Origin of the sequence: Buttiauxella gaviniae ATCC 51604 (assembly GCF_001654835.1) — a bacterium.
GTDB classification, from domain to species: Bacteria; Pseudomonadota; Gammaproteobacteria; order Enterobacterales; family Enterobacteriaceae; genus Buttiauxella; species Buttiauxella gaviniae.
This window is the reverse complement of record NZ_LXEP01000028.1, coordinates 221,467-227,973: the sequence shown is the minus strand read 5'-3', so window position 1 is coordinate 227,973 and position 6,507 is coordinate 221,467. Positions and strand designations below refer to the sequence as shown.

Annotated in this window: 7 protein-coding genes; 6 read left to right on the top strand and 1 reads right to left on the bottom strand. The window is 48.8% G+C overall.

Annotation, left to right across the window (positions count from 1 at the left end; all coding sequences use genetic code 11):
• Positions 1–129: 129 nt before the first annotated feature.
• Positions 130–696 carry a D-glycero-beta-D-manno-heptose 1,7-bisphosphate 7-phosphatase gene (gene gmhB, locus M977_RS14865; RefSeq protein ID WP_064516372.1) on the bottom strand — a complete coding sequence of 189 codons (567 nt, stop codon included), beginning with the start codon at positions 694–696 and terminating at the stop codon, positions 130–132.
• Positions 697–886: 190 nt separating this feature from the next.
• Between gmhB and metN the strand changes: the two genes are divergently transcribed.
• From metN to proS, 6 genes are all read left to right on the top strand, one after another.
• Positions 887–1,918, top strand: coding sequence for a methionine ABC transporter ATP-binding protein MetN (metN, locus tag M977_RS14860; protein WP_064516370.1), 1,032 nt, complete (start codon positions 887–889; stop codon positions 1,916–1,918).
• On the top strand, positions 1,911–2,564 hold the full coding sequence (locus M977_RS14855; protein ID WP_064516368.1) for a methionine ABC transporter permease MetI: 654 nt from the start codon (positions 1,911–1,913) through the stop codon (positions 2,562–2,564). Before metN ends, M977_RS14855 begins: the two co-directional genes overlap by 8 nt.
• A gap of 44 nt (positions 2,565–2,608) precedes the next feature.
• Positions 2,609–3,424, top strand: a complete 816-nt coding sequence (gene metQ / locus M977_RS14850) for a methionine ABC transporter substrate-binding lipoprotein MetQ (protein WP_064516366.1) — start codon at positions 2,609–2,611, stop codon at positions 3,422–3,424.
• A 114-nt stretch (positions 3,425–3,538) separates the two neighbouring features.
• A complete protein-coding gene (gene rcsF / locus M977_RS14845) occupies positions 3,539–3,943 on the top strand; it encodes an Rcs stress response system protein RcsF (RefSeq protein ID WP_064516364.1) in 405 nt (134 codons plus the stop codon).
• Positions 3,940–4,647 (top strand): tRNA (N6-threonylcarbamoyladenosine(37)-N6)-methyltransferase TrmO, encoded by a 708-nt coding sequence (gene tsaA, locus M977_RS14840; protein ID WP_064516361.1) that lies wholly within the window; start codon positions 3,940–3,942, stop codon positions 4,645–4,647. The genes rcsF and tsaA overlap by 4 nt, the downstream gene beginning before the upstream one ends.
• Positions 4,648–4,760: 113 nt before the next feature.
• Complete coding sequence (gene proS, locus M977_RS14835; protein ID WP_064516359.1) at positions 4,761–6,479, top strand: proline--tRNA ligase; 1,719 nt, start codon at positions 4,761–4,763, stop codon at positions 6,477–6,479.
• Positions 6,480–6,507 lie beyond the last annotated feature (28 nt).

Below are 6,507 nucleotides of genomic sequence, written 5' to 3'. Positions count from 1 at the left end.
ATCTGGCTGACAAGCCGGTTTGTAAGCCGTTGTGCCGTGTCAGTGGAGGCGCAGTATAGGGATTTTCTGGAAGCTGACAACCCCTATTTTCAAAATAATTACCAACCGCGCTCTTTTTAATCGTTCCGCTTATTTTTGGCGCGATTTTATCGCTTTTGGCAGGTCTGCGAGGCTATTAATGACAAAATCAGCCGCTGCTTCACTTTGTTCAGTGACTGGCTTGCCGGTACGAACCAACACTTTTGTCCCTACATGTGCCGCTGCAGCTGCCTGCATGTCTTCCAATTTGTCGCCAACCATATATGAAGAAGCCATATCTATATGAAGGAACTCTTGAGCGGAGAGCAACATGCCCGGTTGTGGTTTGCGGCAATCACAGGTTTGGCGAAACTCTTCTACTATTGCCTCTGGGTGATGCGGGCAATAATAGATGCCATCAAGATCAACACCACGGTCTGCTAACGACCAGTCCATCCATTCAGTGAGATTTTCAAAATCATCTTCAGTAAACATGCCACGAGCAATGCCTGACTGGTTGGTGACGAGAACTAATGCATAGCCCATTGCCTTTAACTCACGCATTGCATCAATTACACCCTCAATGAACTCGAACTGGTCCACTTCATGAACGTAGCCATGATCCACATTAATGGTGCCATCACGATCGAGAAAAATAGCGGGAACAGACTGTGCCACTTGGAAACTCCTGAAACTGGGATTATTAGCTGTAGTATCGCATGATTTCTTATCCTCGCGGGAACAGACAATCATTCGCAGATTGATTTAGACGTCTGGATGCCTTAACATCCATACTGATGACGGTCATCGCCCGTTATCGGCAGCAGAAAATGCCACGGCTTACACTCATACGATAATAAATAACCTAATGATTAAACTTTCGAATATCACCAAAGTGTTCCAGCAAGGAAGCCGCAGCATACAGGCGCTGAATAATGTCAGCCTGCATGTTCCTGCTGGGCAAATTTATGGCGTGATCGGCGCATCAGGTGCAGGGAAAAGCACACTCATCCGCTGTGTAAACCTGCTCGAACGCCCAACTCAAGGTTCAGTACTGGTCGATGGCCAGGAGCTGACTACGCTTTCTGAAGGGCAGCTGACTAAAGCTCGCCGCCAGATTGGCATGATTTTCCAGCACTTTAATTTGCTCTCTTCCCGTACTGTTTATGGCAACGTTGCATTGCCTTTAGAGCTGGATAATACGCCACGTGAAGAAATTAAGCGCCGCGTGTCTGAATTACTCGATTTAGTCGGCCTGAGCGAAAAGCACGATGCATACCCAGCTAACCTGTCCGGTGGGCAAAAGCAGCGTGTCGCGATTGCTCGCGCTCTGGCAAGTAATCCAAAAGTCCTGCTGTGCGATGAAGCCACCAGCGCACTCGATCCCGCAACGACACGCTCGATTCTGGAACTTCTGAAAGATATCAACCGCCGTCTTGGCCTGACTATTCTTTTAATTACTCATGAAATGGATGTTGTTAAACGCATCTGTGATTGCGTTGCGGTCATTAGCGACGGTGAGTTAATAGAACAAGACACCGTAAGCGAAGTGTTCTCTCATCCAAAGACACCGCTGGCACAACAGTTCATTCAATCCACTTTGCATCTGGATATTCCGGAAGATTACGCACAGCGTTTGAGCGCCGATAAAAGCGAAACAACGGTTCCTTTACTGCGCCTGGAATTTACCGGCCAGTCTGTTGATGCTCCGCTGCTTTCCGAAACCGCCCGCCGCTTTAATGTGAACAGCAATATCATCAGCGCGCAGATGGATTACGCTGGAGGCGTGAAGTTCGGCATTATGCTGTGTGAGTTGCACGGAGAACATCAAGATATGGACGCTGCTATCGCATACCTGCAGCAGCAACATGTAAAAGTAGAGGTGCTGGGTTATGTCTGAGCCAATGATGTGGTTACTGTTAAAAGGCGTGTATGAAACGCTGGCGATGACGTTTGTGTCTGGCTTCTTTGGTTTCGTTCTTGGGTTGCCTGTTGGTGTGCTCCTCTATATTACACGTCCGGGGCAAATCAGTGCGAACGCGAAGGTTTATAACAGCCTTTCAGCGTTAGTGAATATCTTCCGTTCTATCCCGTTCATTATATTGCTGGTATGGATGATTCCATTTACTCGTACCATTGTCGGGACCTCAATTGGTCTGCAGGCTGCTATCGTGCCATTAACTGTAGGTGCCGCACCATTCATCGCACGTATGGTTGAAAACGCCTTGTTAGAAATCCCGTCGGGCCTGATTGAAGCTTCACGCGCAATGGGTGCCACACCAATGCAGATCATTCGCAAAGTTCTGTTGCCAGAAGCACTACCGGGTCTGGTGAATGCTGCAACCATCACGCTGATTACCCTGGTTGGCTATTCTGCTATGGGTGGTGCGGTTGGTGCCGGTGGCTTAGGTCAGATTGGTTATCAGTACGGTTATATCGGTTATAACGCTACCGTGATGAATACGGTATTAGTGTTATTGGTAGTATTAGTGTATTTAATTCAATTCTCAGGCGATCGTATCGTCCGGGCAGTGACTCACAAATAATACGTTCAACACAACATCGTTTTTACACATAGTAAGGAAGGGATATGTCTTTTAAATTTAAAACCTTTGCGGCAGTTGGTGCTCTGATTGGTTCTCTGGCACTTGTGGGTTGCGGTCAGGACGAGAAAGATCCAAACCATATTAAAGTTGGCGTCATCGTTGGTGCTGAACAGCAGGTTGCTGAAGTTGCGCAGAAAGTCGCAAAAGAGAAATATGGCCTGGATGTTGAGCTGGTTACCTTTAACGATTACGTTCTGCCTAACGAAGCACTGAGCAAAGGCGATATCGATGCTAACGCCTTCCAGCACAAACCATACCTGGATCAGCAGATCAAAGACCGTGGTTACAAACTGGTAAGCGTAGGCAACACATTCGTATACCCAATTGCTGGTTACTCCAAAAAAATCAAATCTCTGGATGAGCTGCAAACTGGTGCGCAGGTCGCTCTGCCAAACGATCCAACTAACCTTGGCCGCTCTTTACTGCTGCTGCAAAAACAAGGTCTGATCAAACTGAAAGATGGTGTTGGCCTGCTGCCAACTGTTCTGGATGTCACCGAGAACCCTAAAAACCTGAAGCTGGTTGAGCTGGAAGCACCTCAGTTGCCACGTTCTCTGGACGATGCTCAGATTGCTCTGGCTATCATCAACACCACTTACGCAAGCCAGATTGGCCTGACTCCAGCGAAAGACGGTATCTTCGTTGAAGATAAAGACTCTCCATACGTGAACATGATCGTATCCCGTGAAGACAACAAAGACGCTGAAAATGTAAAGAAATTCGTTCAGGCTTACCAGTCTGACGAAGTTTACGAAGCAGCAAACAAAGTCTTCAACGGCGGCGCAGTAAAAGGCTGGTAAGTTTCCATTCTTCTATTTTTGCGTAAATAATCTAAGACGGGCTTATGCCCGTCTTGTTATTTGTGCGAGAGCTTGGTTCAATAATCGCGTTTTATCATTCATTGAGGAAAAATTATGCGTGCTTTACCGATCTGTTTATTAGCAGTCATGCTGAGCGGCTGTACGATGCTAAGCAGATCCCCTGTTGAACCTGTTAAAAGCACTGCAACAACACCGGCACCTGAGCCTGTTAAACCAAAGCCAGTTCGTCCGGCCCCCGTAAGAATTTATACCAATGCTGAAGAGTTAGTAGGTAAGCCTTTCCGCGATCTTGGCGAAGTCAGCGGCGATTCATGCCAGGTTAGCAATCAGGATTCGCCACCAAATATCCCAACAGCCCGTAAACGCTTGCAAGTTAACGCATCAAAAATGAAAGCAAACGCCGTGTTATTGCATAGCTGTGATATTACCAGTGGTACTCCTGGGTGCTATCGTCAGGCCGTTTGTGTTGGGTCTGCGTTAAACGTTTCGGCAAAATGACAGCCTTTAGTTTTGAGCAAATCGGCGTTATTCACTCTCCTTATAAAGAGAAGTTTGCCGTTCCCCGCCAGCCTGGTTTAGTGACTGATGGCGGTGGCGAGCTGCATTTACTGCCTCCGTATAATGTGGCAGATGCTGTTCGTGGTCTTGAAGGCTTTAGCCATCTATGGCTTTTGTTTGTCTTTCATCAAACGATGGAAGGTGGCTGGCGCCCGACGGTTCGCCCGCCGCGCCTGGGTGGGAATGCGCGTATGGGCGTCTTTGCTACTCGCTCGACTTTCCGCCCCAATCCCATTGGGATGTCGCTGGTTGAGCTGAAAGGTATTCGTTGCCAGAAAGATCAGGTCATCTTGCAGTTAGGCAGCCTGGATTTGGTCGACGGCACGCCGGTCGTTGATATCAAACCTTATTTGCCGTTTGCTGAAGCGATACCAGACGCCATGGCGGGTTATGCGCAGCATGCTCCCGCAGCCGATATGCCGGTTTACTTTACCGCTGAAGTGCAGCAGCAATTAACTGTGCTGGATAAACGTTACCCTTATATTGAGCGTTTCATCCGCCAGGTGCTCGCACAAGATCCTCGTCCAGCCTATCGTAAGGCAGAAGATGTGGGGAAAACCTACGCCGTTTTATTGCTGGATTTTAACGTTCGCTGGCGTGTGACCGACGAAGGTTCAGAAGTGTTTGCAATTGAGACCCGTTAATTTATCGCCCTTCTCTTTTGACATCCCTGCCACACTGGTAAACTAAAACACTTATTTTGCATCAGGCTACTCAGGTAGCCAGTTATCTGCCGTTCAAATGGAACCGTAACAACATGCGTACTAGCCAATATCTGCTCTCCACATTGAAGGAGACACCAGCCGACGCTGAGGTCATCAGCCACCAACTGATGCTGCGTGCCGGGATGATCCGCAAACTCGCTTCTGGTTTGTATACCTGGTTGCCGACCGGTCTGCGCGTCCTGAAAAAAGTCGAAAACATCGTGCGTGAAGAGATGAACAACGCCGGTGCCATCGAGATGTGCATGCCCGTGGTTCAGCCCGCAGATTTGTGGCAGGAGAGCGGTCGTTGGGAACAGTATGGCCCAGAGCTGCTGCGTTTTGTTGATCGCGGCGATCGCCCATTTGTTCTCGGCCCAACTCACGAAGAAGTCATCACTGACCTGATTCGTAATGAGCTGAGCTCTTACAAACAACTGCCACTGAACTTCTTCCAGATCCAGACTAAGTTCCGTGACGAAGTGCGCCCACGTTTCGGCGTCATGCGTTCCCGTGAATTCCTGATGAAAGATGCTTACTCTTTCCATACTTCTCAGGAATCCCTGCAGGAAACTTATGATGCAATGTATCAAGCCTACAGCAAAATCTTCACCCGTATGGGTCTGGATTTCCGTGCAGTAGAAGCAGATACCGGTTCTATTGGTGGCAGCGCATCTCACGAATTCCAGGTACTGGCACAGAGCGGTGAAGACGATGTTATCTTCTCAACTGATTCTGATTTCGCCGCGAATATTGAATTTGCTGAAGCCGTTGCTCCAGCAGGTGGTCGTGCTGCGCCCACTGTTGAAATGACGCAGATCGATACGCCGAATGCAAAAACCATCGCCGAGTTGGTTGAGCAGTTCAATCTGCCAGTTGAAAAAACAGTGAAGACTTTGATGGTCAAAGCTACCGAAGGTAGCGCTTATCCGCTGGTTGCTCTGCTGGTTCGTGGCGATCATGAACTGAACGAAGTTAAAGCAGAAAAACTGCCGCAAGTTGCCAGCCCACTGACTTTCGCGACCGAAGAAGAAATTCGTGCCGTCGCTAAAGCAGGTCCAGGTTCACTTGGCCCAATTAATCTGCCAATCCCTGTTGTTATCGACCGTACCGTTGCCGCAATGAGTGATTTCGCGACGGGCGCAAACATCGACGGTAAACACTTCGTTGGCGTTAACTGGGAACGCGATGTTGCGCTGCCAGAAGTTGCTGATATTCGTAACGTTGTGGAAGGCGATCCTAGCCCGGACGGTAAAGGCACTCTGCTGATTAAACGCGGTATCGAAGTTGGTCATATCTTCCAGCTCGGCACCAAGTATTCTGAAGCGATGAAAGCCTCTGTTCAGGGTGAAGATGGCCGTAACCAGACGCTGACCATGGGTTGCTACGGTATCGGTGTGACTCGCGTAGTGGCTGCTGCAATCGAGCAGAACAACGACGAGCGCGGCATTGTCTGGCCAGATGCGATCGCACCTTTCCAGGTTGCGATTCTGCCGATGAACATGCACAAATCTTTCCGCGTGAAAGAACTGGCTGAAGAGCTGTACTCAACTCTGCGTGCCAAAGGCATCGACGTATTAATGGATGACCGTAAAGAGCGTCCAGGCGTGATGTTTGCCGATATGGAACTGATTGGTATTCCACACACTGTCGTTATCGGCGATCGCAACCTTGATAGCGAAGAAGTTGAATACAAAAACCGCCGTGCAGGCGAGAAGCAGATGATCAAAACCAGCGAAATCATTGATTTCTTGTTGGCGCAGATTCCACGCTAAGTCTGACGCATAAAGAAAAAGCCCCGCT

Excerpts from the sequence above, each read along its gene's own strand:
- metN (WP_064516370.1), top strand. The coding sequence starts at position 887 with ATGATTAAACTTTCGAATATCACCAAAGTGTTCCAGCAAGGAAGCCGC.
- M977_RS14855 (WP_064516368.1), top strand. The coding sequence starts at position 1,911 with ATGTCTGAGCCAATGATGTGGTTACTGTTAAAAGGCGTGTATGAAACG.
- metQ (WP_064516366.1), top strand. The coding sequence starts at position 2,609 with ATGTCTTTTAAATTTAAAACCTTTGCGGCAGTTGGTGCTCTGATTGGT.
- rcsF (WP_064516364.1), top strand. The coding sequence starts at position 3,539 with ATGCGTGCTTTACCGATCTGTTTATTAGCAGTCATGCTGAGCGGCTGT.
- tsaA (WP_064516361.1), top strand. The coding sequence starts at position 3,940 with ATGACAGCCTTTAGTTTTGAGCAAATCGGCGTTATTCACTCTCCTTAT.
- proS (WP_064516359.1), top strand. The coding sequence starts at position 4,761 with ATGCGTACTAGCCAATATCTGCTCTCCACATTGAAGGAGACACCAGCC.